The organism is Saccharothrix hoggarensis, from assembly GCF_052936025.1.
The window spans coordinates 2,209,480-2,236,453 of the sequence record NZ_CP193624.1; the positions used below are offsets into that span (position 1 = coordinate 2,209,480).

The 26,974-nt window shown below is 72.7% G+C and carries 24 protein-coding genes and 3 pseudogenes; 20 read left to right on the plus strand and 7 right to left on the minus strand.

Annotation, left to right across the window (positions count from 1 at the left end; translation table 11 throughout):
- Nucleotide 1: 1 nt before the first annotated feature.
- Nucleotides 2-391 carry a helix-turn-helix domain-containing protein gene (locus ACRAKH_RS10725; protein WP_380722126.1) on the minus strand — a complete coding sequence of 130 codons (390 nt, stop codon included), beginning with the start codon at nucleotides 389-391 and terminating at the stop codon, nucleotides 2-4.
- Between the two features lie 95 nt (nucleotides 392-486).
- Between ACRAKH_RS10725 and ACRAKH_RS10730 the strand changes: the two genes are divergently transcribed.
- From ACRAKH_RS10730 to ACRAKH_RS10760, 7 genes and pseudogenes are all read left to right on the plus strand, one after another.
- The gene (locus ACRAKH_RS10730; protein WP_380722128.1) at nucleotides 487-1,803 is read left to right on the plus strand and encodes a hemolysin family protein; all 1,317 of its coding nucleotides are present in this window, start codon (nucleotides 487-489) and stop codon (nucleotides 1,801-1,803) included.
- Nucleotides 1,800-2,837 (plus strand): hemolysin family protein, encoded by a 1,038-nt coding sequence (locus ACRAKH_RS10735; protein WP_380722130.1) that lies wholly within the window; start codon nucleotides 1,800-1,802, stop codon nucleotides 2,835-2,837. The genes ACRAKH_RS10730 and ACRAKH_RS10735 overlap by 4 nt, the downstream gene beginning before the upstream one ends.
- Nucleotides 2,838-2,868: 31 nt before the next feature.
- The gene (locus ACRAKH_RS10740) at nucleotides 2,869-3,804 is read left to right on the plus strand and encodes a sporulation protein (protein WP_380722132.1); all 936 of its coding nucleotides are present in this window, start codon (nucleotides 2,869-2,871) and stop codon (nucleotides 3,802-3,804) included.
- Nucleotides 3,805-4,055: 251 nt separating this feature from the next.
- Nucleotides 4,056-5,063 (plus strand): GDSL-type esterase/lipase family protein, encoded by a 1,008-nt coding sequence (locus ACRAKH_RS10745; RefSeq protein WP_380722134.1) that lies wholly within the window; start codon nucleotides 4,056-4,058, stop codon nucleotides 5,061-5,063.
- Between the two features lie 161 nt (nucleotides 5,064-5,224).
- Nucleotides 5,225-6,241 carry an efflux RND transporter periplasmic adaptor subunit gene (locus tag ACRAKH_RS10750; protein WP_447009785.1) on the plus strand — a complete coding sequence of 339 codons (1,017 nt, stop codon included), beginning with the start codon at nucleotides 5,225-5,227 and terminating at the stop codon, nucleotides 6,239-6,241.
- 11 nt (nucleotides 6,242-6,252) lie between these two features.
- Nucleotides 6,253-6,768: pseudogene (locus ACRAKH_RS10755) on the plus strand (ABC transporter ATP-binding protein); the annotation flags it as partial.
- 232 nt (nucleotides 6,769-7,000) lie between these two features.
- Nucleotides 7,001-8,308, plus strand: a complete 1,308-nt coding sequence (locus ACRAKH_RS10760; RefSeq protein ID WP_380726772.1) for an ABC transporter permease — start codon at nucleotides 7,001-7,003, stop codon at nucleotides 8,306-8,308.
- Nucleotides 8,309-8,356: 48 nt separating this feature from the next.
- On the opposite strand, the gene ACRAKH_RS10765 is transcribed toward ACRAKH_RS10760, so the two are convergent.
- Nucleotides 8,357-8,902: a DUF4232 domain-containing protein gene (locus ACRAKH_RS10765; RefSeq protein ID WP_380726774.1), complete on the minus strand. Its 546-nt coding sequence runs from the start codon at nucleotides 8,900-8,902 to the stop codon at nucleotides 8,357-8,359.
- A 337-nt stretch (nucleotides 8,903-9,239) separates the two neighbouring features.
- Between ACRAKH_RS10765 and ACRAKH_RS10770 the strand changes: the two genes are divergently transcribed.
- On the plus strand, nucleotides 9,240-10,052 hold the full coding sequence (locus ACRAKH_RS10770) for a nitroreductase/quinone reductase family protein (RefSeq protein ID WP_380726776.1): 813 nt from the start codon (nucleotides 9,240-9,242) through the stop codon (nucleotides 10,050-10,052).
- A 101-nt stretch (nucleotides 10,053-10,153) separates the two neighbouring features.
- On the opposite strand, the gene ACRAKH_RS10775 is transcribed toward ACRAKH_RS10770, so the two are convergent.
- The 3 genes and pseudogenes from ACRAKH_RS10775 to ACRAKH_RS10785 all read right to left on the minus strand — a co-directional run bounded on the left by ACRAKH_RS10775 (nucleotide 10,154) and on the right by ACRAKH_RS10785 (nucleotide 12,486).
- A complete protein-coding gene (locus ACRAKH_RS10775; RefSeq protein ID WP_380726777.1) occupies nucleotides 10,154-10,951 on the minus strand; it encodes a family 16 glycosylhydrolase in 798 nt (265 codons plus the stop codon).
- Between the two features lie 159 nt (nucleotides 10,952-11,110).
- Complete coding sequence (locus ACRAKH_RS10780; RefSeq protein WP_380726779.1) at nucleotides 11,111-11,683, minus strand: TetR/AcrR family transcriptional regulator; 573 nt, start codon at nucleotides 11,681-11,683, stop codon at nucleotides 11,111-11,113.
- Between the two features lie 8 nt (nucleotides 11,684-11,691).
- Nucleotides 11,692-12,486 (minus strand): annotated as a pseudogene (locus ACRAKH_RS10785) (class I SAM-dependent methyltransferase).
- A 191-nt stretch (nucleotides 12,487-12,677) separates the two neighbouring features.
- Here ACRAKH_RS10785 and ACRAKH_RS10790 point away from each other — a divergent pair.
- The 11 genes and pseudogenes from ACRAKH_RS10790 to ACRAKH_RS10840 all read left to right on the plus strand — a co-directional run.
- Nucleotides 12,678-13,481, plus strand: a pseudogene (locus tag ACRAKH_RS10790) (S1 family peptidase); the annotation flags it as partial.
- A gap of 87 nt (nucleotides 13,482-13,568) precedes the next feature.
- Nucleotides 13,569-13,847, plus strand: coding sequence for a proprotein convertase P-domain-containing protein (locus ACRAKH_RS10795; RefSeq protein ID WP_380726796.1), 279 nt, complete (start codon nucleotides 13,569-13,571; stop codon nucleotides 13,845-13,847).
- A 161-nt stretch (nucleotides 13,848-14,008) separates the two neighbouring features.
- Nucleotides 14,009-15,538: a sensor histidine kinase gene (locus tag ACRAKH_RS10800; RefSeq protein WP_380726781.1), complete on the plus strand. Its 1,530-nt coding sequence runs from the start codon at nucleotides 14,009-14,011 to the stop codon at nucleotides 15,536-15,538.
- Complete coding sequence (locus ACRAKH_RS10805; protein ID WP_380726783.1) at nucleotides 15,526-16,167, plus strand: response regulator; 642 nt, start codon at nucleotides 15,526-15,528, stop codon at nucleotides 16,165-16,167. Before ACRAKH_RS10800 ends, ACRAKH_RS10805 begins: the two co-directional genes overlap by 13 nt.
- Before the next feature lie 30 nt (nucleotides 16,168-16,197).
- Entirely contained in the window at nucleotides 16,198-17,307 is a 1,110-nt protein-coding gene (locus ACRAKH_RS10810; RefSeq protein ID WP_380726785.1) for a hypothetical protein, read from the plus strand.
- Entirely contained in the window at nucleotides 17,304-18,080 is a 777-nt protein-coding gene (locus ACRAKH_RS10815) for a hypothetical protein (RefSeq protein WP_380726787.1), read from the plus strand. The genes ACRAKH_RS10810 and ACRAKH_RS10815 overlap by 4 nt, the downstream gene beginning before the upstream one ends.
- The gene (locus ACRAKH_RS10820) at nucleotides 18,077-18,421 is read left to right on the plus strand and encodes a hypothetical protein (protein ID WP_380726788.1); all 345 of its coding nucleotides are present in this window, start codon (nucleotides 18,077-18,079) and stop codon (nucleotides 18,419-18,421) included. Before ACRAKH_RS10815 ends, ACRAKH_RS10820 begins: the two co-directional genes overlap by 4 nt.
- Nucleotides 18,418-19,509: a hypothetical protein gene (locus ACRAKH_RS10825; RefSeq protein ID WP_380726790.1), complete on the plus strand. Its 1,092-nt coding sequence runs from the start codon at nucleotides 18,418-18,420 to the stop codon at nucleotides 19,507-19,509. The genes ACRAKH_RS10820 and ACRAKH_RS10825 overlap by 4 nt, the downstream gene beginning before the upstream one ends.
- A 261-nt stretch (nucleotides 19,510-19,770) precedes the next feature.
- On the plus strand, nucleotides 19,771-20,529 hold the full coding sequence (locus ACRAKH_RS10830; RefSeq protein ID WP_380726792.1) for a bestrophin-like domain: 759 nt from the start codon (nucleotides 19,771-19,773) through the stop codon (nucleotides 20,527-20,529).
- Nucleotides 20,526-21,908 carry a hypothetical protein gene (locus tag ACRAKH_RS10835; RefSeq protein WP_447009786.1) on the plus strand — a complete coding sequence of 461 codons (1,383 nt, stop codon included), beginning with the start codon at nucleotides 20,526-20,528 and terminating at the stop codon, nucleotides 21,906-21,908. The genes ACRAKH_RS10830 and ACRAKH_RS10835 overlap by 4 nt, the downstream gene beginning before the upstream one ends.
- A gap of 103 nt (nucleotides 21,909-22,011) precedes the next feature.
- Complete coding sequence (locus tag ACRAKH_RS10840; protein WP_380723947.1) at nucleotides 22,012-23,136, plus strand: DUF418 domain-containing protein; 1,125 nt, start codon at nucleotides 22,012-22,014, stop codon at nucleotides 23,134-23,136.
- Nucleotides 23,137-23,146: 10 nt separating this feature from the next.
- On the opposite strand, the gene ACRAKH_RS10845 is transcribed toward ACRAKH_RS10840, so the two are convergent.
- Complete coding sequence (locus ACRAKH_RS10845; RefSeq protein WP_380723946.1) at nucleotides 23,147-23,575, minus strand: nuclear transport factor 2 family protein; 429 nt, start codon at nucleotides 23,573-23,575, stop codon at nucleotides 23,147-23,149.
- 94 nt (nucleotides 23,576-23,669) lie between these two features.
- Here ACRAKH_RS10845 and ACRAKH_RS10850 point away from each other — a divergent pair, with 94 nt between their 5' ends.
- Nucleotides 23,670-24,563: a LysR family transcriptional regulator gene (locus ACRAKH_RS10850; protein ID WP_380723945.1), complete on the plus strand. Its 894-nt coding sequence runs from the start codon at nucleotides 23,670-23,672 to the stop codon at nucleotides 24,561-24,563.
- A gap of 200 nt (nucleotides 24,564-24,763) precedes the next feature.
- On the opposite strand, the gene ACRAKH_RS10855 is transcribed toward ACRAKH_RS10850, so the two are convergent.
- Nucleotides 24,764-26,968, minus strand: coding sequence for a discoidin domain-containing protein (locus tag ACRAKH_RS10855; protein WP_380723944.1), 2,205 nt, complete (start codon nucleotides 26,966-26,968; stop codon nucleotides 24,764-24,766).
- Nucleotides 26,969-26,974: the final 6 nt, after the last annotated feature.

Genomic DNA, 26,974 nt, shown 5'->3' on the forward strand with positions numbered 1-26,974 from the left:
GTCAGGGGAGTGGGGGGATCTGGGTGGCCAGGGCGATCAGGGAGTGGACTCGGGAGGCGATGGCGGCCAGGACGCCCTGGGCCTCGGGCGGCGCCGATTCCACTGCGGCTTGCAGCGCGCGCAGGTCCTCGTCGATCCGCTCCAAGATCGGGGCCACGTCGGCCTCACGCGTGTTGAAGGCGGCGGCGATCTCGTCCAACGGGACGCCCTGGACCTCAAGGCGCTGCACGAGGTGGATGCGCTCGACGTCGGCGGGGGCGTAGAGGCGGTAGTTGCCGGTGGTGCGCCGCGCTGGCGCGATCAGGCCGAGGCTGGTGTAGTAGTCGACGGTGCGGATGCTGACGCCGGCCCGCGCCGCCAACTCGCCGATCTTGAGCAGGACCTCCGTCACCTCGCCACACCCCCAACCGTACAGTCCCACGTGTTAGTGTGAAGTATGTCAGACGGCTGTAGTAACCGGCCGGGTCCGGCCCGGCTGAACGCACCATGTTGATCATCACCGGCGTGCTGGCGATCGTCCTCCTCACCGTCGCCACCGGCTACTTCGTCGCCCAGGAGTTCGCCTACCTGGCCGTCGACCGGGGCCGCCTCCGCCAGCAGGCGGAGCACGGCGACCAGGCCGCCCACCGCGCCTACCTCGTCACCCGCCGCCTCTCCTTCATGCTCTCCGGCGCCCAATTCGGCATCACGGTGACCGCCCTCCTCGCCGGCTACGTCGCCGAACCCCTCCTGGGCAACGGCCTCGCCGCCGTGCTCGGCGTCACGGGCCTCCCGCCCGCGCTCGCGGTGTCGCTGTCGATGGCCCTCGCGCTCACCTTCGCGACCGCGGTCCAGATGGTCCTCGGCGAGCTGTTCCCCAAGAACCTCGCCATCGCGAAACCGGAAACCCTCGCCAAGGCGCTGAGCGCGTCCACCCTCGCGTACCTCAAGGTCACGGGCCCGGTGATCCGGCTCTTCGACGCGGCCGCGAACCGGCTCCTCCGCGCGGTCGGCATCGAACCGGTCGAGGAGCTTCCGCAAGGCGCCACCACGGACGACCTCCGGCAGATCATCCGCGAAGCCGAGGCGGGCGGTCACCTGGACGCCGAGCTGTCGCGCCTCCTCGACCGCGGCCTGGACTTCAGGGGCCTCGTCGCCGACCAGGCCATGACGCCAAGGGTCTCCGTCCACACCGTTCGCGCCGACGAACCCGCCGCGCGCGTGGTCGAGCTGTTGGACACCGGTCACTCCCGCTTCCCCGTCACCGGCGACGGGCTGGACGACCTGCGTGGCGTCGTCGGGCTGGCCGAAGTGCTGACCGTGACGCCAGAACGTCGTGCGACCACACCGGTGGGCGACATCGCTTCACCCGCTCTGGTCGTGCCCGCCACGTTGCCGCTGCCGGCCGTGCTGGAACGGCTCCGCGCCGAACGCCGTCAGCTGGCGTGCGTGGTGGACGAGTTCGGCGGCTTCGCGGGCGTCGTCTCGCTGGAGGACCTCGCCGAGGAGCTGGTCGGTGAGATCCACGACGAGGACGACGTGCCGCGCGACACCGTGGAACGGCGCGCCGACGGCTGGGAGGTGCCCGGACGGCTGCGGATCGACGAGATCGCCGACACCACCGGCATCGCGCTGCCCGAGCACGACAGCTACGACACCGTCTCCGGTCTCCTGATGCACCGCCTCGGTCGCACGCCCGACGTCGGCGACGAGGTCGTGATCGGCCCGGTGTCCGTGCGGGTGGAAGCCGTCGCGCGGCACGTGGCGAGCCGGGTCCGACTGCGGACCACCGCGCCGGCGAACGCCACGGGGGAACGGCGATGAGCACGTCGTGGTCGTTGGCGCTGTCGCTGGTCCTGTTGGCGGCCAACGCCTTCTTCGTCGCCGCCGAGTTCGCGTTGATGGCGGCGAAGCGGCACCGGCTGGAGGAGGCCGCGCACACCAGCCGGGCGGCACGGGCCGCGTTGGCTGGTGTGCGCGAGCTGTCGCTGATGCTCGCGGGCGCGCAGCTGGGCATCACGCTGTGCACGTTGGGGCTGGGCGCGCTGGCGAAGCCCGCGGTCGCGGACGTGGTCGACCCGCTGTTCCGGGCGGTCGGCCTGCCGGCCGGGCTGTCGTCCGCGACGGCGTTCGTGATCAGCCTGCTGCTGGTGGTGTTCCTGCACATGGTGGTCGGCGAGATGGCGCCGAAGTCGTGGGCGATCAGCCGCCCCGAGCGGTCGGCGCTGCTGCTCGCGCTGCCGTTCCGGGCCTTCGCGCACACCGTCCGGTGGGTACTCAGCGGACTGAACGCGACGACGAACGCCTTGCTGCTCCTGCTGAAGGTCCAGCCGAAGGACGACCTGGCCCCCGAGCACCACCCGGACGACGTGCGCATGCTGGTGCGGCAGTCCGCCGAGCACGGCCTGATCCCGGAAGGCCAGCGACGGCTGCTGACGCGCATGCTCCAGCTCCGGCAGACGACCGTGGCCCAGGTGATGGTGCCGGTCGCGGACGCGGTCACCGTCACCGAGGACACCGGCGCGCGGGCGGTCGAGGAGCGCAGCCGCGACTGCGGCCGGTCGCGGTTCCCGGTGACGGACCGGGACGGGCGGTTCGTCGGGCTCGTGCACATCCGGGAGGCCGTGCGCGCGACCGCCACGGGCGCCGACACACCGGCCCGCGACCTGATGACGACGCCGCTGACGTTGTCCGCCACGCTGCCGGTGGCGAGCGCCGTCACCGCGATGCGCGCCGAACGGGCGCAGCTGGCGCTGGTGGCGGACGCCGACGACCGCGTGATCGGCATCGCCGCCCTCGAAGACCTCCTCGAAGAGCTGATCGGCGACTTCGAGGACGAGACCGACCAACCGAACTGACCGACCGGATTCCACGGAGGAAGACCACCTCATGTTCAAGCGGATGCTCAGCGCTTTCGGTGTCGGCGGACCGTCCGTCGACACGGTGCTCGACTCGCCGCACGCGCAGCCCGGCCAGGTGATCACGGGCCAGGTGCGCATCCAGGGCGGCAGCAGCGACGCCCGCATCGACCGGATCGTGCTGTCCCTGGTGACCAGGGTCGAGGTCGAGCACGGCGACCACGAGTTCGCCGGCAAGGCCGACTTCCTGCGCGTCGAGGTCGCGCAGGACGTGCGGATCGCGGCCGGCCGGCCGGTGTCCGTCCCGTTCCAGCTGCCGCTGCCGTGGGAAACGCCGATCACGGCCGTCGGCGGGCAGCCGCTGCCCGGGATGACGGTGGGCGTGCGGACCGAGCTGGTGATCTCCGGCGCGCCCGACAAGGGCGACCTCGACCCGGTGCTGGTCGGGCCGCTGCCGTCGCAGGACCGCGTGCTCGACGCGTTCGGGCAGCTCGGCTTCCAGTTCCGCGGCGCCGACGTCGAGGCGGGCCGCATCCACGGCGTGCACCAGGAACTCGGCTTCTACCAGGAGATCGAGTTCTTCCCGCCGGCGCAGTTCGCGGGCCGGGTGAACCAGGTCGAGCTGACCTTCGTCACCAGCCCGCACGAGCTGGTCGTCGTGCTGGAGGCCGACAAGCGGGGCGGGATGTTCTCGTCCGGCTCCGACGCGTTCGGCCGCTTCCACGCCTCGCACGCCGACGCCGTGAACACCGACTGGGCGTCCGCCATCGGGCAGTGGATGGCTCAGGTCGCCGAGCGCGGCGGCCACGGCGTGCACGGGCACCACGGCCACCACGGGCACCACGGCGGTCCGGGGATGGGCGCGATGGTCGGCGGTGTCGCGGCGGGCGTCGTCGGCGGCATGGTGCTGGGCGAGGTCGTGGACGACGTGTTCGACGGCGGCGACGACTTCGGCGGCGAGGAGTAGCGGGCAGTCCCGGTGCGGTGGGCCACTTCCTCGGCCCACCGCACCGGCGCCCGCGAACCCCCACAGCAAAAGTCCTCTGTGGACACTCCACGGGCCTGCCGCCGAATGCGGACCCCCGAAGGGCCGTGCAAAGCCGCCGATCGGACGTTGTCCCCGGCGTGGCGGCGGCCATACGGTCGGATGACGTGCGGGTCCGGTCGACGGTGATCAAGCCCTGGAGGTCTGCGGTGTCGCGGAAGAAGGTTGGCGCCGTGGTGGGCGCCTTGTTGGCAGCCGGAGCGGCGCTCGTCGCCGTCCCCGTCACGGCGGCCGCGGTCGACGATCGGCAGACCGCCGTCGTGTCCCTCGGTGACAGCGCGATGTCCGGCGAGGGCGCCGGGTCGTACGAGCCGGGCACCGAGGGGGAGAACGGCAACTGGTGCCACCGCTCCACCCAGGCCATGATCCACCGCACGCGGCTCGCCGACCGCACGGTCAACCTCGCCTGCTCGGGCGCGGACTCGGCGAACGTGTCGCTGGCCGACACCGTGCACTACACCGAGGGCTCCCAGGCTCGGCGGCTCATCGAGGTGGCCCGCCAGTACCGGGTGACCGCGGTCGTGGTGCAGGTGGGCGCGAACGACGACCCCCGGTTCGCCGACACCATGGTCGACTGCGTGGCCGCGTGGGTGAACCCGTTCGGCCCGAGCTGCCGCTCGACGCTGGAACGCGAGTGGCCCGCCCGCCTGGCCGCGATGGCGCCGAAGGTGGAGGTCGCGGTGCGCGACGTCCGCGCCGCCATGACCCAGGCCGGCTACGCCGACACGTCCTACGACCTGGTCCTCACCTCGTACGCCTCGCCGGTGACCGAGAAGATGGACCGCTACCGGCACGGGCCGCAGGGCTGCCCGCTGCGGCTGGCCGACGCGGGCTACGGCCGCACGGTCGCCGTGCCGCAGCTGTCCGAGGCGCTGCGCGGCGTGGCCACGCGGACCGGCGTGAAGTTCCTCGACTTCTCCCGCGCCACGGAGAACCGCGAGGCGTGCAGCAAGGGCGACACGACGACCGGCGAGTGGCAGCGCCGGCTGACCGTCGACCCGTACGCGCTGGTGTCCGGCGGCCTCGACGCCATCGGCATCCACATGGCGCAGCAGTCGTTCCACCCGAACGCCGCCGCGCACGAGCAGCTGGGCCGCTGCATCACCGAGTTCGTCAACGCGCGGGTCGGCACGGCCCGCTGCCTCGAAGGCCCGGACGGCGCGCTGCACGCCGTCGCCTGAGCCGCCGGCCGGTTCCCGGACCGGCCCCCCGATCCCCTGACCACCGGGGAACCGCTCCCTCCCGGAGCGGTTCCCCGGTGAGGCGCAACCCCGATCACCCCGCCGGCGTCATATGGGTAAGTTGGCGAAACCGGAATGGGTATTCGCGTTTGGGGGGACCGGTGTCCGAAAAAGCGTTCGTCCGCGTGTGCGGACTGGTCGCGGTGGCGCTCGCCGCGACCGCGTGCACGTCGACCGGGGCGGAGCCGCTCGACCCCGGGCTGGCGCCGCGCGGCACCGTGCAGACGACGGCCACGCCGTCCCGGCAGGACCTGTCGAACAAGGTCAGCCTGACCGGCACGGTCACCATGAACCCGGTCTTCGGGATCGTGTCGCCGGTCGCGGGCCAGGTGCGCTACCTGACCGTGCCGGAGGCCACCGGCACGCCGACGAAGCCGACCCGGTTCGCCACGGTCTGGCTGGACGGCAAGCCGAACAACGTCGAGGTGCCCGCCGGCTCGACGTTCGGCGGACGCCTGGTGGACGACCGCGCCACCGTCACCGCGGGCATGCCGATCGCGTCGGCGAAGTACGCGGGCTACGGCATCGTCGCCGAGATCAACGGCGAGCAGGCGTACCAGATCGCCGACGCCGCCCAGGGCGTGGTGCAGGCGCAGATCAAGAACGGGCCCGGGCCGTTCGCGTGCACGCTGCTCGGCACGATCGCGGCGCTGCCCGCGGGCACCGTCCCCGCGCCACCGCCCGTGCAGCAGCCGCCCGCCGACCCGCCCGGCGGCAGCAACGCGCCCGCGCCGCCCGCACCTCCCGCGCCGCAGGAACCGCGCGAGCCCGAGACGTCGTCGCAGCCGACCGGCCTGCGCCTGGTCTGCACCGCGCCCGCCGACGTGAAGCTGATCAACGGCGCCGCCGCCACGCTGGAGCTCGTCACCGCGACCGCGCAGAACGCGCTGGTCGTGCCGGTCGAGGCGGTGGCGGGCGGCCAGGGCCGCGGCAAGGTCGACGTGGTCGGGCCGGACGGGGCGAAGGAGACGAAGGACGTCGAGCTCGGCCTCACCGACGGCAAGGTCGTGGAGATCAAGTCCGGTCTGACGGGCGACGAGACGCTGGCCGTGCCGGGTCCGAACCTGCCGCCCGCCGAGCCCGACGGCCGGGGCGGCCCCGAGACGGGGTCGAAGTGACCACGTCGCCGATGCCCGTCCCGCCGCACGTCCCCTTTCACGTCCCGCCGCACGACGTCCCGCCCGCGGCCCCGCTGATCCGCCTCACCGGCGTGACGAAGACCCTCAAGGGCCAGGACGAGCCGCGCACCATCCTCGCCGGCGTCGACCTGACCGTGCACGCGGGCGACAGCGTCGCCATCCTGGGCCGCTCCGGCTCCGGCAAGAGCACGCTGCTCAGCCTGATCGGCCTGTTCGACCGGCCCGACGGCGGCCAGTACCTGTTGGGGGACCGGGACATCACGAAGATCCCCGAGCGCAGGGCCGCCGCGCTGCGCAGCGCCGAGTTCGGGTTCGTGTTCCAGCGCTTCTTCCTGCTCAAGCACCTGACGGCGGCGCAGAACGTGGCGATGGCCCTGGTCAACGGCCAGGGCTGGCTGCCGAGGCGCAAGCGCAAGGCCAAGGTGCTGGCCGCGTTGGAGCGCGTCGGGATCGGCCACCTGGCCAAGCACAAGCCGCCCCGGCTGTCCGGCGGCGAGCAGCAGCGCGTGGCGATCGCCCGCGCCCTGGTGCGGGAACCGCGCATCCTGCTCGCCGACGAGCCGACCGGCGCGCTGGACACCGACACCGGCAACCTCGTGGTCGAGGTGCTGCGCCAGGCCACCGACCAGGGCTGCGGGCTCGTGCTCGTCACCCACGACCACGACCACGCGGCGAAGATGGGCCGCGTCTTCCAGCTGTCCGACGGCGTGCTGAACCCGGCCCGCGGCGGGTGGTCGCGTGATCCGGCTCTCGGGCAGGCTGCGCGCGTCGGTGATCATCGGCGGCCAGGGCATCCGGGCCCGCAAGCTGCGCACGTTCCTGTCGATGATCAGCCTGTTCCTCGGCGTGCTCGCCGTGGTGGTGGTGCAGGCGGGCGCGGAGATCGCGAACCGGGCCATGCTCTCGGACGTCGAGCTGTCGCAGGGCAAGGACGGCACCCGGCAGATGTACCTGTCGCCGGAGGGGCGGACCGTGCCGGTGGCGCTGGAGGTGCTGCGGGGCCGCACCGACGCGGTCGCCATGACCAGCACGCGCGCGATCATCGGCGAGCCGGGCGTGCGTCCGGTCAACGAGGGCGGCGGGTCGATCGACCAGCCCGGCGGCTACGGCGGCTCGATGACGTGCGACATGAACGGCTGCTACGCCGTGGACGAGGGCGACGCCGGCGCGCCGCAGGGCCAGGCGGTGGAGCTGGAACTGGTGGGCCTCAGCGGTGACATCCGCCAGTTCCGCCCGTTCCGCCCGTCGCAGGGGGAGTGGCTGGACTTCGCGGGCGAACCGTCGCTGGCGCCGCGGCTCGTGCTGAACGAGGAGGCCGCGAAGGCCTTCACCCGGTACCGCGTGCCGGCGGAGATGCGGGTGGACGGCGCCACCGCCAACCCGACGCCGCGGATCATCGGCGTGATCGACGACGGCGGCTACCGGCCGACCGCGTACGCGCGCACCGACGAGATCCTGAACTGGCTCCCGGAGACCAGCATGGCCGGCGGCAACTCCGGCCCGGGCCTCCAGGTCTTCATGACGCCGACGGCGACCGAGGTCGAGCACGTCCTGCGGGCCAGGCTCACCGCGGCGGGCACCCCGGCCGACCGCATCCACGTGTCCACGGTGGAGACGTTGGAGCGCATGTCCACCCAGCTCGCCGTGCTGCGCTGGATCTTCCTCGGCCTGGCGGCGCTCGTGCTGCTGATCGGCGTGGCGGGCATCCTCAACGTCGGCCTCGCGACGGTCGGCGAGCGCATCGAGGAGTTCGCGCTGCGCCGCGCCGTGGGGACGCCGAGGTTGCTGCTGGCGGGCATCGTGCTGGCCGAGACGTTGCTGACGGGCCTGTTGACGGCGGCGCTGGCGATCGGGGCGGGCGTGCTGGGGCTGAAGGTCGGGCTGGCCCTGTTCGGCTCGCGGTTCCCGTCGCTGGAGGGCGTCGAGTTCCCGTGGCAGGCGGGCGTGGCGGGCGTGGCCGCGGGCCTGGTTGCGGGCGTCCTCGGCGGTCTGGTCCCGGCGTTGCGCGCCGCGCGCATCCCGATCTCGACGGTGATGCGAGCCTGATCGGGGCCTGATGCGGGCCTGGTCCCGGCCTGGTTCGGGCCGCCCGGCTCAGGGCGTCATCGCGGTCCACGGCATCACGCCGACCTTGCCGGTGCTGCCGAGGTCGAGCGTGACGGGGTGGCGGTGCTCGTCGAGGGGCGTGTACACCTGCGCCGGCCGCCCGGCGGCGACAGCGATCTCCAGGTGCTCGCCGACCGCCGGCGGCGCGGACACGTCCGTGTAGGTGTTGCGCCACAACAAGCCCGTCCGCGCCGACTCGCCGGGCCCCACCACGACCGGCTGCGGCGGGGCGTCGAACGCCGTCACCGCCGAGATCCCGAACGACCCCTGCCCGACCGCCACGAGCAGCGGCGCGCGCTCGGCGTCCAGCACCGTGACGGACGGGTAGCCGTTCAGCTCCACCGCCTCGGCGCCGCAGTTGGTCGCCCGCAGCGACAGCACGCGCAGACCCATCGCCGCCTCCTGGGCCAGCACGTCGTACTCGACGCCGTGCGGGCACGCGTCGGCGGACCGCGACGGAGCCGGCTCCGGCTGCCCCGGAACGGGCGTGCACGCGGACAGCAGGACGAGCACCAGGAATGGCAGTCGGGACATGGCTCCGATAGTGCCACGGGAATGGGAAGTTGCCCGCCCGCGCAGTCCCGGATAAGCTCCCGCCCGTGACTGCCGGGTCGGCCTTGAGCCACGAGCGAGAGAGTCACCCGGCCGCGGTTTGACCGCCGGGTGGGCCCGCGGCCCGCCGTTCTCCGCTTCTCCCAGGGTTTCCACGCACGTCGGCGTGACGCACCCGCACACCTGCCGCACCGCACCGTTTCCGCGCGCCCGAGCCGGTCCACGCGCCGTGCCCGCGCGCCTCCACAAAACCTTCACCGAAAACCACGGGCGAATTCACCCGCGGTGACTCGGCATGCCCGAAAACAGGAGAACGCCAATGGATTTCAACCAGCAGGTGATCGAGGAGTTCCGTGCCAACGCGGGCCGCGTCGGAGGCCCTTTCGAAGGGGGCAGGCTGATCCTGCTCACCACCACCGGCGCCCGCACCGGCAAGCGCCACACCACGCCCGTGGGCTACCTGCCCGACGGCGACCGCATCCTCGTCATCGCGTCGGCCGCCGGCTCGCCGCGCCACCCGGCGTGGTTCCACAACCTCGTCGCCAACCCCGTCGTGCGGGTGGAGGACGGCGTCTTCACCTACGACGCCAAGGCCGTCGTGCTCGACGGGCCGGAACGCGACGAGATGTGGGCCCGCGCCGTCGAGTCGGACCCCGGGTGGGCCGAGTACCAGGCCAAGACCAGCCGGCGCATCCCCGTCGTCGCCCTGACCCAGGTCTCCGGCGGCCCGCCGAACGCGTCGAGCTGGGGCGCCGCGCTGAAGCTCGTGCACGACGCGTTCCGCCGGGAACTGGCCACGATCCGCCGCGAGGTCGCCGCGTCGAAGCCGGTGCTCGGCGCGCAGCTGAAGGCGAACTGCCTGACCGCGTGCCAAGGACTGCGCTTCCACCACACGTCCGAGGACCGCGGCACGTTCCCGGCGCTGCGCGAGCGCTTCCCGGAGCTGGCGCCGGTCCTCGACCGGCTCGGCGCGGAGCACGAGCGCATCGCCGACCTGCTCACGCGCCTGCAGGAGACCCTGGACCGGACCGACGCGCCGACCCTGCGGGACGACGTCGACCGGCTGGTCGACGAGCTGGAGGCCCACCTGGCGTACGAGGAGGAGAACCTGATCCCCTTCCTCGACGCGTGACGGTGACGCCGCGGCGGGCCGACCTGCCTCCCGCGACCGGGAGCGGGCCGGCCCGCGGTCCGTCACCGGCCCTGGGACCGGGCTGGCGCGCGGCGGACGCGTCAGGCGCGGGTGCGGCCGACGTAGAGGTTGCGGGCGCGGTAGTAGGTGGGGGTGGTGGGGCCGGGTGACCCCGACGAGCCCTCCATCTGGAGGTTGATGATGATCCACAGGGGCTTGCCGACGAAGTTCGCGCCCCGGTGCTGCCCGACCCACGTGCCGTCGAGGTAGTAGTGGATGTCCACGTCCGTGGCGTTCACCTTGGCGATCCACGCCCGGTAGGTGTGCCACGCGCCGGGGTCGGCCACCGACCGGATGGTGTTCGACCACCCGCCGGAGGCGTTCTTGTAGGTGTTGGACCAGTTCCGCGCGTCACCCTTGTACTCCAGGATGTCGCTCTCCGGCGGCCACGAGTTCACCCCGGTGAGCCAGAACGCGGGCCACGTGCCGCGGGCCGACGGCGCCTGGAACTCGCCCCGCACCTCCCAGTTCGGGAACCGGTCGTCGACCAGCACGTGCTGCTTGGCGTGCACCGCGCCGGAGTGGTACCGGATCGGGAGGTGCGGGTCGGCCGAGCTGGTGCCCTCGTCCCAGCTGATCCGGGTCGCCTTGAGGACGAGCGTCGACCCTTCGAGGTACACGTGGTTGTGGTCGGACGGACTCGCGTACATGCGAGCCGTGCCGTTGTGGTCCGAACCCCACGGGTAGCGGTAGTTCCAGACCGACTCCAACGTGCCGTAGTTCGCGAACGAACCGTTGATGACGGTCTCCCAGGTGGCGGCCCCGGCGAGCCGGGACGTGCCGAGGGCGGCCAGTCCGGCTCCGCCTGCCAGCAGGAGACCGCGTCGACTCACTGTCACGGGAAAGCCCTTTCCTCGACCACGTTGACGAGGCGGTGTGCTCCCGAACGTAGAGATCCGCTCGACTTCGCGTCAACGGTCGCCCACGACCGGCGTTCCTGGACTGGTCGGCCACTCACCCTCGCGACCCCGAGAGGCGACGTGGCCTCGTCCGAAGGTTCAGTAGTGGCGGATGCCCGCCGACAGCGTCCGCGCCCACGGCGCGTCGACCCCGTCCGCGTCCACCGCCACGACCAGGTGGCACAACATGCCCTTGGCGAAGAAGTCCTGCACCTGCGGCTCGCTGCCGCCGGACACCCCGCGCACGTACTCCACCATGCGGGCGTACCCGCGCTGCACGACCTCGCGCACGGCCGGTTCCGACACGGCCGCGCACTGGGCGTGCATCTGGACCAGCAGGAGCGTGTTCTCCTCGGCGATCAGCCGCGCGTACGCGTCGCCCATCGCGTGCAGGACCGCCTCCGCCGAACTGCCCGCGGCGCCCGCGACCCCGTCCGCGAGGCTCTCCCTGATCCGCGCGAAGCAGTGCTCGACCACGGACAGGAACAGCGCTTCCTTGTCGGGGAAGAGGCGGTAGACGTAGGCCTGCGAGATGCCGGCCGACTTGGCGACCTCGCCCGTGGTGGTGCCGTAGTAGCCGCGGGCGGCGAACGCGCCGAGGGCGGTCCGGAGCACCGTCTCCCGGCGCTCCTCGGCGGTGGAGAGTCGGCGTTCGCTCGGAGCTGCGGGCATGAGAGTAATCAACCACTCACACCTTCGGAAGTCAAGCCGGCCCGCGCGACGACGTGCGTCAACGCCGCCACGCCCCGGTACGGGTCCGTCGCACCCGCACGCTCCTCGCAGTCGAGCAGGTCGGCGAGCGTCCCCTCGTCCGGCAGCGGCGCGTCGTCGGCCGCGTGGTCGGTGAACACCCGCACCCCGTACCAGGAGTGGACGGCCGGCCGCCGGTGGGCGAGCACGGCGGTCAGGTCGGCGAGGCGGTCGGCGCGGGCGCTCACCCCGAGGCGGTTGCCGTACGACACCCCGTCGAACGCCGCCCGCGCCGCCGCCCAGTCACCGGCCAGCCCCGGCCGCATGGCGAGCCCGTCGCCGTTGCGCACCAACAGGGACACCAGCCCGCCCGCCGCGACGACGTCCGTCGGCTCGGCCACGATCGGCGCGGGGTCGGGGAAGTACATGAGCACGCCGTGGCACAGCACCGCGTCGTACCCGCCGGCGAGCGTGCCGAGGTCTCGGGCGTCGCCCGGCACCAGTCACACGCGCGCCCGCGCGTCGGCACCTTCGGCCGCCAGGGCGGCGTCGAAGTCGCCGAGCAGCGCGTCCGACGAGTCCACCCCGGTCACGTCGTGCCCGAGCCGCGCCGGCCGCAGCGCCTGCGTGCCCTGCCCGCACCCCACGTCCAGCACGCGGCACGGCGCGACGGGCAGGTGCGCCGCCGGCTGCCGCGCCACGACCTCCTGCCGCACGACCTGGCGGAGCGTCCCCAGCCGGGCGCGCCACCGCCCCTCACCCGAAGCAAAACCGGTCCCCGTCACAACTCACCAGAGAACCACACGTCTTAGCAGGTCCGCGCCGAAAGAACTCCCGTCGATCGACGGATTGTGAGCAGGCTGTCCGCCACGCACGATGAGCGCGCCGGCTGAGGGGCCGGCTGTTCGACACCCTGCGATCTCGACGTCCGGCCACCCTGCGAGCACGACCCGGCCGGGCGCGGGAAGGATTCACCGTGCGCAACACCGCGAGAAAGACGCTTGCCCTCGCCGCGGGCATCGTCGCCACCCTGGCCGCGTTCGCGGGCCAGGCGATCGCCGCCCCGCCGCCACCGGACGCGGGCAACCCGACGCCCATGGTCGTCGGCGGCACCCAGGCCGCCAAGGGCGAGTTCCCGTGGATGGTCCGGCTGTCGATGGGCTGCGGCGGCGCGATGCTGACCGACCAGCTCGTGCTGACCGCCGCCCACTGCGTCAGCCGCACCGGCAACAACACGTCCATCACGGCCACGTACGGCGTGACGGACCTCCAGGACACGACCAGGATCACCCGCACGTCCACCTACGTGCACCGCGCCCCGACCTACGGCACGGCGACCGGCGGCGACTGGGCGCTGATCAAGCTGGCCGGCCCGATCACCGGCGCGGCCAATCTGCCGATCGCCACCACCGCGGCCTACAACACCGGTGTGTTCACCGTGGCCGGCTGGGGCGCGACCCGCGAGGGTGGCAGCCAGTCCCGCTACCTGATGAAGGCGAACGTCGACTACATCGACGACACCACGTGCAAGAACGCCGACCCGTACTACTCCGACCTGATCCCGGCCGCCGAGCTGTGCGCGGGCGACCTCGCCAACGGCGGCGTCGACACGTGCCAGGGCGACTCGGGCGGTCCGATGTTCCGGCGCGACAACGCGGGCGCGTGGATCCAGGTCGGCATCGTCAGCCACGGCAACGGGTGCGCGCGGCCGGGCAACCCCGGCGTCTACACCGAGGTCAGCACGTTCGCCGCGGCCATCAACCAGGCGGCGGCCGACCTCGGCGGCACGACCCAGCCGCCCGGCAAGGTGTTCGAGAACCTGACCAACGTCACCATCCCCGACGCGGGCGCGGCCGTGTACAGCAACGTGACCGTCAGCGGCGTCGCGGGCAACGCGCCGTCCACCCTGAAGGTCGGCGTGGACATCAAGCACTCGTGGGGCGGTGACGTGGTGATCGATCTCGTCGCGCCGGACGGCTCCACCTACCGGTTGAAGAACTCCAGCAGCTCCAGCACGCCCGACATCGTCACCACGTACACGGTGAACGCGTCGTCCGAGGTCGCCAACGGCACGTGGCGGCTCAAGGTGCAGGACGTGTACAGCCAGGACACCGGCTACATCGACGCCTGGCGGCTCACCTTCTGATCCGATCGCGGTCCGGTGGGGCCTCGCGCCGCGGGCGCCCCACCGGATTTCCGCCGCACCAGCGCAGTTCTGACGGCCCGCCCCAGCCCGGGCGCCCCACCGGAGTCCCACCAGCCGGCAAAGCGGTCCGGGTCGGACCGGCCAACGGCTACCTTGGGCACATGCTGCTGCCGTCCGCGATCCTCGCGGTGAGCGCGGTCTTCGTGATCGCGGGTGTCATCAGCCGTCGAGCGCAGCCGCGCAACCGGATCGGGCTGCTGTTCGTGCTCGTCGGGATCGGCTGGGCCCTGGAGTACGCGATCGACGACGGGCCGCTCGCGGTGATGTTCCTGGCCAAGCTGTGGCCGTCGATCCTCGGCCACGCGCTGGTCGCCTTCCCCACCGGACGCCTCCTCACCGTGCCGCGCCGGCTGGTGGTGGCCGCCGGGTACCTGGAGAGCGCGCTGCTGAGCGTGGCGTTCGAGCGGCCGTGCGAACCGTGGGCCGCCACGATCATCGAGGGCGAGACGGCGATGACCGCCGCCGTCGGGATCAGCATGCTGGGCCTGCAACTGCACCGCTGGCGGGTCAGCAGCATGGCGCAGCGGCGCACGCTGACCGCGATGCTCGGCGCGACCGCGGTGGCGATCATCGCGTTCGTCGTGTGGGAGCCGGTGGAACGCGCGGGCCTCAACCCGCCGGTCGTGGTGCTGATGCTCGCGTTGAGCGGCATCCCGTTCGCCTACCTCGCCGGCCTGCTGCGCCGCCGGATGGACCGCGGCGAGGTCGCCGACCTGGTGGTGCGGCTCAGCGGCGACAGCGCGCGGGCCGGCGTGCAGGAGGCGCTGGCCGCCACGCTGCACGACCCGAGCCTGCGCGTCGCCTACTGGGTGGCCGGGCAGGAGCGGTACGTCGACGCGGACGGCAGGCCCGTGGAGCTGGACTGCGCGCACACGCGGGTGGACCGGGCGGGCGCGCCGGTCGCCGTGCTGCTGCACGACCCCGTGCTGGACCTCGAACTCGTGGACGCCGCGTGCGCCGCCGTCGGCCTGGCGCTGGAGAACGAACGGCTCACCGCCGAACTCCGGGCGAAGGTGCGGCAGCTGGACGAGTCGCGCGGCAAGGTGCTGCGGGCGGCCGAGGACGAGCGCCGGCGGTTGGAGCGCAACCTGCACGACGGCGTCCAGCAACGGCTGCTGTCGGTCGCGATGACGTTGGGGCTGGCCGAAACCGTGCCGCCGGACCGCGGCCGCGCCCTCGCCGCCGAGGCCAAGCAGGCCGTCCTCGCCACGATCGACGACGTGCGCGCGGTGTGCCACGGCATCCACCCGCCCGTGCTGACCGAACGGGGGCTGCACGGCGCGGTGCGCGAGCTGACCGCGTTGGCCGGGCCGCGCGTCGAGCTGACGCTGAACCTGCCGGACGCCGTGCCGCCGCTGGTGGAGACCACGGCGTACTACGTGGTGGCGGAGGCGCTGGCGAACGTGGCCAAGCACGCGGAGGCGTCCCGCACGGAAGTCCTCATCACCGGCGGTGACGGGAAGCTGGTCGTGCGGGTGGACGACGACGGGCGCGGGGGAGCGGACGTGGACCGGGGTTCCGGGCTGCGCGGCCTGAGCGAACGGGTGGAAGCGAACGGGGGGACGATGCGGGTGGTCAGCACGGCGTCGACGGGCACGAGCGTGCGGGTGGTGCTGCCGTGCGGGTCGTGATCGCGGAGGATTCCACGTTGCTGCGCGAGGGGTTGACGAGGCTGCTCGCGGAGGCCGGGTTCGACGTCGTCGCGGCGGTCGAGGACGCGCCCGCGCTGGTGAGGTCCGTCGACGAGCACAGGCCGGACGTGGCCATCGTGGACATCCGGATGCCGCCGACGCACACCGACGAGGGGCTGCGGGCGGCGGTGGTGCTGCGCCGCCAGTACCCGGCCACGGGCGTCCTGGTGCTGTCGCAGTACGTCCGCGTCAGCTACGCCGCCGAGCTGCTGGACGTCGGCGCGGACGGCGTCGGCTACCTGCTCAAGGACCGGGTGTCGGACCTGGCCGAGTTCACCGCCGCGATCCGCCGCGTCGGCGCGGGCGGTTCGGCGTTCGACCCGGAGGTGGTGAGCCGGCTGCTGGTGCGGCGCCGGGACGAGAGCGACAGCAGGCTCACCGAACGGGAACGCGCCGTGCTCGCGCTGATGGCGGAGGGCCGCACCAACCAGGCCATCGCGCAACGCCTGTTCATCGCCGAGCGCACCGTGGAGAAGCACTGCACCAGCATCTTCGCCAAGCTGGACCTGTCCGCGAGCCCGCACGACCACCGCCGCGTCCTCGCCGTCCTCCGCTACCTCAACGCGTGACCGCGGTGCGGTTAACCGCACCACGGGGTGGTGCTGGCACGATTCCGGCGGGCGGGGCCGCGCGGCAGGCTCGTCCTCATGGAACTGGGGCGGAGTACTGAAGTCGAGGACCGGCCGACGCCGGCGCGCGGACGGCCGAGGGCGGGCTTCCGCACGGACCTGATCACCGTGCTGCTCGGGACGTGGTTCTCGTTCGGGTTGTTCCTCGACGCGTGGGCGCACTCGAACGTGCCCGAGCTCGAGTCGTTCTTCACGCCGTGGCACGCGGTGTTCTACTCGGGCTTCGCCGCGACCGGCGCGTGGATCCTGTGGGTGCTGTGGCGCAACCACCAGCAGGGCCTGCGCGGGCTGGACGCGGTCCCGATCGGCTACGGCCCGGCCGTGGTCGCGCTGCCCGTGTTCGCCGCCGCCGGCGCGGGCGACTACCTGTGGCACACCTTCATCGGCATCGAGCAGGGCATCGACATCCTGTTCAGCCCGACCCACCTGGCGCTGATCACGTCCATGATCATGATCCTGACCACGCCGCTGCGCACCGCGTGGGCCGACCGCGACGTGGTCAGCCCGACGTTCCGGCAGTTCCTGCCCGCCGCGCTGGCGCTGTCGTTCACGGCCTCGCTGGTGCTGCTGTTCGCCGGTTACGCCGACGCGACCGTGTTCACCGGCGAGGACATCGTCAGGGCGTTCACCTTCGACAAGGGCAAGGGCTCGCGCAACGCGGTGGAGCTCGCCGCCGCGATCATGTTCACCAACCTGATCATGGTGGTGCCGCTGCTGGCGATCGTCCGCCGGTTCCGGCCGCCGTTCGGCACGGCGACGCTCCTCGCGGTCGTGGTGATGCTGCTCAGCACGGCCGTCGCCAACTACACCAACCTCAGCACCGCCATCGGGTTCGTCGTGGCCGGCGTGCTCGTCGACGTGCTGCTGCTGAAGCTGCGCCCGTCCGAGGACCGGGTCAGGGAGTACCGGGTCTTCGCCGCCGCCGCGTCCTTCGTCACCTGGGCCGCGTACTTCGCGGCCGCCATCATCGACCAGGGCACGACGCCGGGCGTCACCGAGATGTGGACCGGCGCCCCCGTCATGGCCGCGCTGCACGGGCTGCTCGTGGCGGTGGTGCTCGTGCCGACCGCCCGCCGGTGAGGCTCGTCCTCCTGGTGCTCGCCCTGCTGGTCGGCACCGCCGCCCCGGCTCAGGCGCACGCCGGCGGCCTCGCGCCGCAGGACCACCTGAGCCGGGTCACCGGGATCGAACCGCCGCTGCCCGGCGTGACGGCGGCGATGGTCAACCACGGGGCCGAGCTGGAGGTCCGCAACGGGGGCGCGGTCCCCGTCGAGGTCGCGGGCCACGTGGTGGCGCCGGGCGAGACCCACCGCTTCCGCGACGAGCGCACCACCCGGCCGGAGTGGGCGGTGCCCGTCGGCACGTCCGTGATCACCGGCCAGGTGGTCACGACGCCGGGGCCGAACCCGTTGTGGTGGCTGGTGTTCACGGCGGCGCTCGCGGTCGGCGGCCACTTCCTCGGACGCCGTCGCGCGCTCCTCGCCGCCGGCGTGGTAGTGGTGACGGCGGCGCACGCGTGGCACGCCGTCGGCGCGACGCTCGCCGTCACCGGCCGGCCGTTCCTGCCGCTGCTGCTCGGCGCGAGCGGCGTCGGCCTGGTGGCGTGGCCGCTGGCCGTGGTCGCGGTGGTGGCGGCGGTGCGGCGCGCACCGGCCACCGCGTTCGTGGCGGCCGTGGTCGGCGCGATGCTCGTCGTGGCCGGCATCCCGGACTTCGACAGCTTCCGGTTCTCCCACCTGCCGTTCGCCGGTCCCGCCGACCTGGACCGGCTGCTCGTGGCACTCACGCTCGGCGGCGGCCTCGGCCTCGCCGCGGGCGGATTCGACTCCATGCGAAGGGAAACACCCCGGTGATCCGTGTCCTGCTGCTCGCCACCCTCGCGGCGCTCGCCGTGCTCGTGCCGGCCGGCTGCACGTCCGCGCCCGCCCCCGCGCCCGCTTCCACGGAACCGTTGGTGCTGCGGCTCTCCGTGGACGACGCGTCGCCGCAGCAGGTCGAGGCGGTGCGCGGGCAGGCCGTCGAGCTGACCGTCACCAGCGCGGAACCCGTGGAGGTCCACGTGCACGGGATCGACGTGCTGGCCAAGGCCGAGGAGGGCAAGCCCGCCGTGCTGGAGTTCACGGTGGACCGGACCGGCACGTTCGACGTGGAGGCGCACCCCGACACGCTGCTGGTGCAACTGGTGGTGCGGTGACGGTCCTCGCGCACGGCGTCGGCGCGCGGCACGACCTGCCGCTGCCGCTGGACCTGGTGCTCCAGGGCGCGGCGGTCGCGCTGCTGGCGTCGTTCCTCGCGCTCGGGCTGCTGTGGACGAAACCCCGGTTCCACCCCGCCGCGCCCGGACCCGAGCGCGACTGGTGGCCGGTCCGGGTGCTGGTCGCGGCCGGCCTGGTGCTCGTGCCCGCGCAGGCGTGGCCGCACCTGGTGTTCGTGCTGCTCTGGGTGGGGGTGGCGGTGCTGTCGATGCTGCTGGGGCCGGTGTGGCGGGTGCTGAACCCGCTGCGCCTGGCCGCGCTCGTCACGCTCGGCCGACCGTACCCGGAGCGGTGGGGGCACTGGCCCGCCGCGCTCGGACTGCTGGCGTTCACGTGGGTCGAACTGGTCGAGCCCGACGCCCTGCCGTGGTTCCTGGTGGCGTACGCCGCGGTGAACGTCGCCGGTGGCGTGGTGTTCGGCCGAGCGTGGTTCGAGCGGGCCGACGGGTTCGAGGTGTTCTCCACCCTGCTCGGCCGGCTGTCGCCGTCGCGCGGCAACCCGTTCCGGGCGCTCGTCGCCACGCCCGTGCGTCCCGGCCTGGTCGCCGTGGTGGCCGTGCTGCTGGGCTCGACCGCGTTCGACAGCATCGGCTCCAGCCCGAGCTGGGAACGGCTCGGCGTGCCCGACTGGGTGGGGCTCCTGGCCTCCGTGGCGCTGGTCGCGGGCACCTACCTGGCGGCGTGCCGCTCGTTCGGGGGCGAACTGGCGCACTCCCTGGTCCCGATCGTGGCCGGGTACGTGGTGGCGCACTACTTCTCGCTGCTCGCCGTGGAGGGCCAGCGGGCCGTCGCGCTCCTGGTCGGCGCCACCGGGTTCACCCCGGACGAGACGGCAGCCGCTCCGGTGCTCGTGGCATCGGTGCAGGTGGGAGCGGTGCTCGTCGGGCACCTGCTGGCCGTCGTGTCCGCGCACGACCGGGCGTTGCGGCTGCTGCCGCCGGAGAAGCACCTGACCGGGCAGGTGCCGCTGCTGGTGCTCATGGTCGGGTACACGTCCGGGGGACTCGCGCTGTTGTTCGCGGGGTGAGCCGGAGGGCACTCCCCCCGTGCCTCCGTCACGGGGTGACTCGGTTGGCTTAACCCGTTAGCCCGATAGGACGGGTTGAACCGCATCCGGGCGGTTCCATCCCGACCACCGCAGCCGTGTGACGCGCCGGCTTCACCCGGCCGTTTGGCATTGCCGTGCGCACGGATGAATCATCTTCTCCCCGGTCAACTCCCATCACTAGTTTCGTACCGTGGATTTCGCGGATCTGTGGAATTCGGTCCGAGTGGTGGAAGGGCATTGATGAGCGTCTACCTCACAGGTCTGCTGTGGGTCGGCGGCGCGGCGGTCATCGCCGCCGTCCTCGCCTACGTGATCCGCAAGTACGGCGAGCTGGAGGGCAGGACCGCCAACAACGAGGCCGCCGGCCAGGTGTTCACGCTGGTGGGCGGCCTGCACGCGGTCCTGGTGGCGTTCGTGCTGATCGCCCTGTTCGACGCGGTGACCCAGGCCGGTGACGCGGCGTACCGCGAGGCGGACGGCCTGGTGGCCGCGACGTGGGCGAGCGAGGCGCTGTCCCCGGAGGCGGGCCAGGAGGTGCGGCAGCTCTCCCGCGAGTACGCCCTCACCGTCATCAACGACGAGTGGCCGGGCATGCGGGCCGGCACCGACTTCGAGTCGGACGGCTGGTCCCAGCTCAACGAGCTGCGCCAGGTGGTGGCGCGCACGCCCGCGTCCGACCAGTGGCAGGTCGAGCGCAAGACCGAGGCCGCGAACCAGCTGTGGAAGGTCTACGAGGCCCGGCAGGCGCGGCTGGACGCGGCGGGCAGCGGCGTCAACACGGTGGTGTGGTTCGTGCTCATCGCGGGCAGCGTGCTGGCCGTCTGCCTGCCGCTGCTGTTCGGCGGCCCGCGCATCCGCACCCACGTCCTCATCGTCGCCACGTTCGCCGCCACCGTCACGCTGCTGCTGTACGCCACGTACCAGCTGCAGAACCCGTTCGGCGGTGGCGCCGACGTGAGCCCGGAGGCCTTCGAGGCCGCCGTCGAGCGGTTCGGATGATCGAGGAGCTCGCCCAGGTCGTGTGCACGACCCTCCAGGTGGAGGCCGATCACCGCGGTCCGTCGACCGTCTACGAGGTCCGGTACCCGTCCGGCGCGACGACCCCCCTGCGCGAGCTGGACGTGCGGCTGAACGCCATCGGCTACTCCGCCGAGCAGGACCTCGTGTACGGCCTGGACGACCGCGGCAGGCTCGTCGCGCTCGACCGGTCGGGCCGCCTCGTCGGCACGCCGAGCCGCCCGTCGCACCTGCTCCGGAACGCGACGGCGGGCGTGGTGGTGGGGGAGCGGCTGGTGGTGCGGGCCGGGCCTTGGCTGCACACGGTCGACATCAACCCCGAGAGCCCCCTGTACGGGCACGTGCTGCGCAAGGTGCTGCTGCGCCCGTGGCACGGCCTGACCGTGGACGACTTCGACGTCAACCCGGCCGACGGCCTCCTGTACGGCGTGGCCACGCACGAGCACGGGCCCGGTGTCGTGGTCTCCATCGACCCGCGCACCGGCGAGGTGCGGCGGGCGCCCGGCGTGGGGAGGCTGCCCGGTGGGAGCGGGTACGGCGCGGTGACGTTCAGCCCGGAGGGCGCGCTCTACGCCACCAACAACCAGCACGGTGGTCGCAGCACGCTGTGGCGGGTGGCGATGGACGGTTCCGGCGTGGTCACCGAGGTCTCGTCCCGGCCGCCGCTGCACACCATCGACTCGTCCGGCTGCCTGCCGACCGTCCCCACGCCCACTCCCACCCCAACGCCGACTCCCACCCCGACCCCGACACCTACCCCCACACCGACACCGACCACCACCACGCCGCCGACGACCACCACGACGACGCCGCCGACGACCACGGCTCCGACCACGACCCCGCCGACCACGAAGCCGCCGGGCACCACCACGACCACGCCGGCACCCACGACCACGACGCCGCCGCGAACGACGACGCCGGCTCCCACCACCATCCCACCGCGGACGACCACGCCCGGCACCACCACCACGCGGCCGGTCCCGCCCGGCACCACCACCACGCGGCCGGTCCCGCCCGTCACCACGACCACACCACCGCCCGCGCGCACCACCACGACCACGCCGCGACCCACCCCGCCGCCGCCACCCCCGCCGGTGGCCCTGCCGCCGCCACCACAGCCGGTGGTCCCGCCACCGCCGCCACCGCCGGTGCGACCCCCGCCACCGGGGCAGTCGCCGCCCCTGCCGCCGTCGGCGGCGATCCCGTCCGCGGCCGACCTCGACATGCCGGAACGCCGGGCGACGCGGGCGGAGAGCGTCGACAACACCGTCCGCGACCAACGCCGCTGGGGCCTGACCGCGATCATCCTCATCCTCGGCGCGAGCGCGCTCGCCCGCCAGGCCGCCAACCGGCGCCGGTAGCGCCGTCCTCCGAAGGTGCGACGCGCGGCCCGACCAACGGCCGACGTGCCGCCGCCGCCCGCCGCCCTACCGTCGGTTCCGCAAGTGATCCGTGGAGGGGGACATGGGCGGACGCATCGCGGCGTTGGACGTGCTGCGCGGGGTGGCGATCCTGGGCACGTTCGGGACGAACGTCTGGGCTTTCACGCACCCGGGAGGGCCGGCGGGGTTCCTCGCCGATTTCGGCGACAGCGGCGACGCGCTGCTGCGCATGATCAGCAACGGCAAGTTCCTGGGCCTGCTCTCGATCCTGTTCGGCATCGGCCTGGCGATCCAGCACGACTCCGCGGTGCGCCGCGGCCGGAAGTGGCCCGGCTGGTACCTGTGGCGCTCCGCGCTGCTCATGGTCGAGGGCCTGGTCCACTACGTGCTGATCTTCGAGTTCGACGTGCTGATGTTCTACGCGGTGGTGTCGGTGGTGGTCGCCTACCTGGTGGGCCGCGGTCCTCGCGTCATCCGGGCGTGGCTGGTGGCGTTCGGCGCGGTGCACCTGTTCCTCGTCGGCGTGCTCACGCTCGGGTTGCTCGCCGGTCAGGCGCAGGTCAGCGGTCCGGGGCTCACGGTGAGCACGGCGAGCTGGTGGGGGCAGGTGGAGTCGCGGATCGAGCTGTTCGCCCTGTTCCGCGCCGAGGGGTTCTTCGTCCTGCCGCTGAGCGCCGTGCTGTTCCTGGCGGGCGCCCGGCTGCTGAGGGCCGGGGCGCTGGAGAACTCGCCGCGTGGCGCCAAGGTTCAGCGCCGGCTCATGGTGTGGGGCCTCGGGGTCGGCGTGCCGCTGAACGTCCTGACGACGCTCGCCGGGCCGAACTGGTTCGCCGTGGACCGGTACGTGGTCGCGCCGCTGGTCGCGTTCGGGCTGCTCGGCGGGATCACCGCGCTGGTGCACCGGATGCGGCCGGAGCCGGGGTTCCTGCGCGGCGGCGTCGCCGCGGTCGGCCGGTCGGCGTTGAGCTGCTACATCGGCCAGAACGTGATCGCGTCCGCGCTGTGCTACCAGTGGGGCCTCGACCTGGCGCGGCGCGGGGAACACCTCGGCGCGTGGCTCGCCGTCGGCCTGTGGTTCCTGGTGTCGGCGTTGCTCCTGCTCGGCGCGTCCTGGTGGATGCGGCGGTTCGAGCGCGGCCCCGTGGAGGCGCTGTGGGACCGCGCTTACCGGGCGCCGCAACGGGAACGGCGCCCGGTGGGCGCGTAGGCGTCGCCCGCTAGTCCTGCTTCAGGCGGTCCGGCACGGCGGCCAGCTCGTACTTCCGCCAGAAGTACGCGTCGGCCGCGTGCTGGTCCGCCGCGAAGTTGATCGCCTCGGCGATCCGGCCGTCGGCGACGCGGAACGCCAGCGCCCAGGTGATGTCCAGGCCCTCCGGGTTCGTGCTCCAGCCGCGGTGCAGGTCGACGACCCAGTCGCCGTCCGCGGCCAGGAAGATCGGCTCCGCCTTGAAGCCGGCCTTGGCCAGCTCGCCGAAGAACGCGACCACCTCGTCGGCGCCTGCCTTGGTGCCCGACAGGGGGTGGTGCCCGGGGATCGTCCACCGGATGTCCTCGGCGAAGACCGCCTTCAACGCCGCCAGGTCACCGGACCCGTAGGCCTGGTAGAACCGGCGGATCAACTCGACGTTGGGGTGGTCCTGCGACACCGCATGTCCTCTTCTCGTCACGCTTCGACCGGCCCGACCACCCAACCAGCGGCGCCCGCGCCGGGTCCAATACCCGTGCCCATACCCTTTGGGCATGAGTCCTCTCGACGTGGACACCAGGGTGCTGCGGTACTTCGTGGCCGTGGCGGACCGGTTGAGCTTCACCAGGGCGGCCCGCGACCTGTACGTGTCCCAGCCCGTGCTGAGCAGGCAGGTCCGGCGGCTGGAGGAGGACCTCGGCGTCGAGCTGTTCGTCCGGACGGGACGGGACATCCGGCTGACCGCGGCGGGCGGCCGGATGCTGCCGCTGGCACGTCAAGCGCTCGACCACTGGCAGGAGACGGTCCGCGTGGTGCGGTCCGCGGCGGCGGCCGAGGCGAACGTGCTGCGGGTCGGGTTCGTCGCGTCCGGCGGCGGGACGGTGGCCCGGCGGGCGCGGGCGGCGTTCGCCGAGGAGCGGCCCGAGGTGACGATCGAGCCGAAGAGGTTCGACTGGGGCGGCGAGCCGGACGCGCTGCGGCAGGGGTTGGCCGACGTGGCGTTCGTCTGGCTGCCCGCCGACACCGACGGCCTGCGGTCCCGGATCGTGGCGACCGAGCGGCGGTACGTCGCCCTGGCCCGCGAGCACCCGCTGACGGCGCGTCCCGAGGTCGGCATCGGAGACCTGCGCGACGAGCCGCTGATGTGGACCAGGAAGGCGCCCAAGGCGTGGGTGGACTGGTGGGCGGTCAGCCCGAGGCCGGACGGCCGCGAGCCCGTCTGGGGGCCGGAGAACGACAACGTCGAGGAGATGCTGGAGCACGTGGCGACCGGGGCGGCGGTGTGCATCGGGCCCGAGTCGATGGCGACGTACTACGCGCACCCCGACCTGGCGTGGCGGCCGATCACCGACATCGAGCCGCTGCGCGTCGCCGTGGCGTGGGTGCCGGACAACGCCAACCCGGTGGTGCGCGCGTTCGTGGAAGCCACCCTCCGGCTCGCCGGCTGACCGCGCGGGCGGGTGGCCGTCAGGTTGGCCTCACCCACACCGCCGCGCACACGTCCCCGTCCTCCTCGACCCCGAGTGCCACCCGTTCTGCCTGTCCCGCGCCGATCAGCGGAACCGCCCCGCCGTGATTAAGGGGGCCACGGCGGGGCGGTTCGTCAACGCGGGACGGAGGTCACCCTCCAGCGGTCACTTTCCAGCGATCACGGGTAGTTGACCACGTACCGCTGCTGGGTGGCCATGTTCGCCGCGCCACCGATGCCGTTCACGACGTTGTCGATCGTGCCGACACCGCCGAGCGACACCGTGACCAGGTCGTGCAGCCGCACGCCCGACCGGTTGGGCACCTCGAAGCCGTTCGCGGTCCGGATGCTCGGGTCGGCCTGGTTGAAGGCGTACACGCCCATGCCCCAGCCCTCGTGCGTGGTGACGTGGTCGGCCACCTTGTACCCGGCCCAGCCCAGCTGCGAGCCGTTCATCCACGCGGCCTGGTTCGGCGGGTCGTACGGCAGCTCGTTCTGGTAGAAGTACGTGCGGCCGCCGTTGCCGTTCCACAGCGTGTTGTACTGCTGGTAGTGCTCGACGAACAACCCGTACGCCGTCACGTTGTCACCGTTGACGACGACGCCGTTGCGGCCGGTGTTGACGTTCCAGCCGGTGGGGCTCGTGCCGTGGTCGGCCCGCCACACCCACGTGTGGTCGACGATCACGTTGTCGCTGTTGATCTCCAGTGACACCGTGGCCTTGCCCGCCTGGGAACCGCCCACGCGCAGGTACACGTCGTGCAGCGAGGTCGGGTTCGCCGCGTGCGACGCCGACGAGGTGGTCGGACCGACCTGGAGCAGCACGGGGGAGTTCTGCACACCGGCGTCCACGAGGAACCCGGCCAGCTTCACACCGTCCACATCGGACACGGCCATCGCGGGCTTGCCGGTGTCGGGCGACAGGGTCGCGAGACCCATGCCCAGCACGACGGTGTTCGGCCGTGTCACGTTGATCGTGTCGTTCAAGCGGTGCACACCCGGCGTGAGCAGGAGGTGCTTGCCCTGCGCCAGCGCCGCGTTCGTCGTCGCCACCGGCGTGCCGGGCTTGACGATGAAGAAGTCGGCCAGGGAGATGGACTGCCCGGCGGGCGCGCCGCTCTCCCAGCTCGTGCCGCGGGCGTTCTGCCGCAGCGCGGGGACGAACACCTTGTACTCGCCGGTGTTGTCGAAGTACAGGAACGGCTTCTCGCGCACGACCGGGCTGGTGTCGACGGTGGTGTGCGACGGGTTCGGGAAGTGCTGCGCGGGCGCGCCGGGCGAGCCGACGAACACCATGTTCCACACCGAGCCGCTCCAGCCGCCGGCGAGGTTGCTGTTGCGGGTCAGGAACTGCTGCTGCGAACCGGACACGGCCACGCCGTCGATCTTGCTGTCCACGATGAGGCCGCCGGACGCCCAGCCGTCGCCGCCGTTCCACAGGTGGATCTGGCCGCGCAGGTGCATGCGCCGGTACGCCGCCGCCTGCGACACCGCCCACCGCTCGATCTGGTTGGCCGGCAGGGTGACGGACATGTTCTCCGCGCCGCGCCAGAAGTTCTGCGTCGCGTTGCCGAGGTTGTTCGGGTTGTCGCCCTGCTGCAACCAGTCCGCCTCGACGCGGATGTGGCCGTTGATGTTCACGTCGTCCGGGTGCAGGCCGAGACCGGCGACCTGGGTGTAGAACCGCAGGTTCACGTCGGCGTTGTAGGAGCCCGGCTTGAACAGCACCGCGTACCGCTCGCTGCCGAACTGGTTGGTCTTCATCTGGGTGGCGATGGCGTCGAGCCGGGCCTGCATGTCCGACTGGGACGATCCGGGCCCGTACACGAACACGTTCGGACCGAAGTCCGGGTTGCGCGGGTCGGTCGGCGGGATTGTGGTGCCTCCCGTCTCGGTGTTGACCGCCAGCTCCCACAACGAGTAGCCGTAGCCGGTGGCGCGCGCCGTGCCGTACACCCGCAGGTAACGGCCGGAGCCCGCCACGGTCAGGTTCTGCACGCCGCCGGTGCCGGTGGTGGTGGAGTAGACGTTCTGCCACGTGGAACCGTTGTCGGACAACTGGATCTGGAACGCGCGCCCGTAGGCGGTCTCCCAGGTCAGCGACACGCGGCAGACCTGCTGCGTGGAGCCGAGGTCGACCTGGAGCCACTGCGGGTCGGCGAACGCGCTGGACCAGCGGGTGCCGGCGTTGCCGTCGACCGCCGCGGCGGCGGGCGTGCCGCCGTTCTCGACGGACGACGCGGTGGCCGGCCGGTTCAGCGCGGCGTTGGCGGTGCCGCACTCGGCGGCCTGGGCGGATTGGGTGATCACGGGGCTGAGCGCGGCGGCGAGCCCGAGGGCCAGCGCCGCGGTCAGCACGCGGGAACGGGAGCGGGGAGAGCTCATGGTCCT

Bases quoted from the DNA above. Each gene is read 5' to 3' on its own strand.
- ACRAKH_RS10730 (WP_380722128.1), top strand. From the start codon at position 487: ATGTTGATCATCACCGGCGTGCTGGCGATCGTCCTCCTCACCGTCGCC.
- ACRAKH_RS10735 (WP_380722130.1), top strand. From the start codon at position 1,800: ATGAGCACGTCGTGGTCGTTGGCGCTGTCGCTGGTCCTGTTGGCGGCC.
- ACRAKH_RS10740 (WP_380722132.1), top strand. From the start codon at position 2,869: ATGTTCAAGCGGATGCTCAGCGCTTTCGGTGTCGGCGGACCGTCCGTC.
- ACRAKH_RS10765 (WP_380726774.1), bottom strand. From the start codon at position 8,902: ATGTCCCGACTGCCATTCCTGGTGCTCGTCCTGCTGTCCGCGTGCACG.
- ACRAKH_RS10770 (WP_380726776.1), top strand. From the start codon at position 9,240: ATGGATTTCAACCAGCAGGTGATCGAGGAGTTCCGTGCCAACGCGGGC.
- ACRAKH_RS10780 (WP_380726779.1), bottom strand. From the start codon at position 11,683: ATGCCCGCAGCTCCGAGCGAACGCCGACTCTCCACCGCCGAGGAGCGC.
- ACRAKH_RS10800 (WP_380726781.1), top strand. From the start codon at position 14,009: ATGCTGCTGCCGTCCGCGATCCTCGCGGTGAGCGCGGTCTTCGTGATC.
- ACRAKH_RS10830 (WP_380726792.1), top strand. From the start codon at position 19,771: ATGAGCGTCTACCTCACAGGTCTGCTGTGGGTCGGCGGCGCGGCGGTC.
- ACRAKH_RS10835 (WP_447009786.1), top strand. From the start codon at position 20,526: ATGATCGAGGAGCTCGCCCAGGTCGTGTGCACGACCCTCCAGGTGGAG.
- ACRAKH_RS10840 (WP_380723947.1), top strand. From the start codon at position 22,012: ATGGGCGGACGCATCGCGGCGTTGGACGTGCTGCGCGGGGTGGCGATC.
- ACRAKH_RS10850 (WP_380723945.1), top strand. From the start codon at position 23,670: ATGAGTCCTCTCGACGTGGACACCAGGGTGCTGCGGTACTTCGTGGCC.
- ACRAKH_RS10855 (WP_380723944.1), bottom strand. From the start codon at position 26,968: ATGAGCTCTCCCCGCTCCCGTTCCCGCGTGCTGACCGCGGCGCTGGCC.